Raw genomic sequence first — 1,995 nt, forward strand, 5'->3', positions numbered from 1 at the left:
ATGACCTACCACCCATCAAATAGATGGGTGGTCTCTTTGTTTAGAGTTTTTCTGCGAACAGCCTGACTTGTCCTCTTCATTCAAAAATGTCCACTCAAGTTTTCTTGAGCTTAGTGGCTTTCTAATCCCACAAGAGCATGGCGGTCGGCCTATTTTAGCAAGGCTGGGCCCCAGCCTGTATTTTACTTATTTTGCTTCCTAAGCTAACTGCTCTAGCCAAGATATTCTTGGAGGCATTTACGTCTCGATCGTGATGCGCATGGCAGTATGGACAATCCCATTCTCTGATAGCTAGCCAGTCCCTGGTCTTCATATGGGCGAATCTTGGATTCTTTTTCCCACATTCTGAACAGATCCGGCTAGTATACTGCGGTTTCACCACAATCAGCTTCTTGCCGTACCACTCGCATTTGTAAACCAGCAGTCTTCTGAACATGCCCCAAGAAGCATTAGCGATATTGTGAGCCAGCTTATGATTGCCGAGCAGATTCTTGATTTTCAAATCTTCAATGACAATCACGTCATAGCTCTTAACCAGCTCAGTCGTTACTTTCTGCAGGTAGTCGTATCTAATGTTTCTGATCTTAAGCTGGTACTTGCTTTTGGTCTTTCTCAGCTTTTGCCAGTTGGCATAGTCGTACTTGTCTATCTTGGCTTCTTTGTGGCTTTGGTTGAACCGAGCTACCCGCTTTTCAATCGCGGTCCGATTGCGGTCGCAGTGGCTTTGGCGCTTAAGCATTGCTTTTCCCAGCTTGAAGGTAGCAGGCACGCCAAAACGTTTGCCATCACTGGTTACCAGCCATTCTTTGCCCAGGCCAACGTCAATCCCCACTGATTTGCCAGTTTTCTTAGACTTCACCTGATATTGAGCTAGCTGTCGTTTATCTTTCACAACAGAAAAGCTGATATAATAGCGGTCTAAATCTTGCCGATAGGAAATGACAGCTTTTTGAATGCGGACATTTCTCAGATTATTCAAAGAGCTGGTTCTCAGCGTAATGCCGTTCTTCTTGCCAATTCTTAAGTGGTGCGGACTAAGCACTGCAATCTGAGCTTGAGCACCAGTCTTGGTCTGATATTTAACATTTTTAATCGTGGCAGTTTGAGAATAATACTTACGGCTTTTAAATCTGGGCTTGCCTTGCTTAATTTGTTTTTTAGTTAGAAAAGCCCACATGGCATCGCTAAAGCGTTCAACCGTAAATTGCAAAGACGTGCTGTTAACTCTTTTTAGCCATTCATGCTCCTTGCGCATCAGGGGAAGCCAGCTCTTCAAGACGCTAATTTTTGGAAATTTTAATTCAGGATTGGCTTCATAGCGTGCCTCAAAGGTAGCTATAAATTGATTCCAGACAAAACGATTAGCGCCAAACAACTGCCAAATCCAAGCTATTTGTTCACCTTCTGGGTAAATGCGATATTGTCTGGTGCCCAGTTGAATTTCATGTTCGGCAAGCTTAGTCTTAAAAGCCATAAATCTCATCTCCTTTCAATATTTAATGCGTATCATCTAAATGGTCTTTCCCATTGAGTTTCCACATAATGCTTAATAGTTTCTTCTGAGCAATTGCCTACTGTTCTGGCAAAATATGATGGCGACCACAAATGGTGATGGTAAAAGGACCGCCTTAATTCAGGCTTCTGCTTAAAAAGCCATCTTGCAGTGGTGCCTTTAAGCTTCTTAATTAAAACGGTAACTGATATCCAAGGTGGCATAACCACCTCTAAATGCACATGATTGGGCATGATAGTCAGCGCCTCAACTTGACAAGAGTTTTCAGCACAAATTTTTCTAATCTTTTGATCAAGCATTTCTCTAATTTCAGATGTTAAAGCTTGATTGCGATATTTGGTTGCCCAAACTAGGTGATAGATCAAAACTGAAACACTTGAAGAAGTATGATATTCTTTAACCATTAATATTAACTTAGCTCCTTGATACATATCAAATTTTAGCAAATTTAATTATACCATTAAAGAGATAAATTTAAGCAA

2 protein-coding genes are annotated in these 1,995 nt (G+C 41.5%); both read right to left on the reverse strand.

Translation table 11 applies throughout. From position 1 onward, the window contains the following. Nucleotides 1-154: 154 nt before the first annotated feature. On the reverse strand, nucleotides 155-1,474 hold the full coding sequence (locus FC77_RS07495; protein ID WP_056971006.1) for an RNA-guided endonuclease InsQ/TnpB family protein: 1,320 nt from the start codon (nucleotides 1,472-1,474) through the stop codon (nucleotides 155-157). A 32-nt stretch (nucleotides 1,475-1,506) separates the two neighbouring features. Continuing rightward, a complete protein-coding gene (gene tnpA, locus FC77_RS07500) occupies nucleotides 1,507-1,917 on the reverse strand; it encodes an IS200/IS605 family transposase (RefSeq protein ID WP_054682320.1) in 411 nt (136 codons plus the stop codon). Nucleotides 1,918-1,995: the final 78 nt, after the last annotated feature.

It is taken from the genome of Lactobacillus acetotolerans DSM 20749 = JCM 3825, assembly GCF_001436775.1.
Lineage (GTDB): Bacteria > Bacillota > Bacilli > Lactobacillales > Lactobacillaceae > Lactobacillus > Lactobacillus acetotolerans.

What these genes read in the sequence shown, in the direction of transcription:
- FC77_RS07495 (WP_056971006.1), bottom strand. Translation starts at nt 1,474, where the DNA reads ATGGCTTTTAAGACTAAGCTTGCCGAACATGAAATTCAACTGGGCACC.
- tnpA (WP_054682320.1), bottom strand. Translation starts at nt 1,917, where the DNA reads ATGGTTAAAGAATATCATACTTCTTCAAGTGTTTCAGTTTTGATCTAT.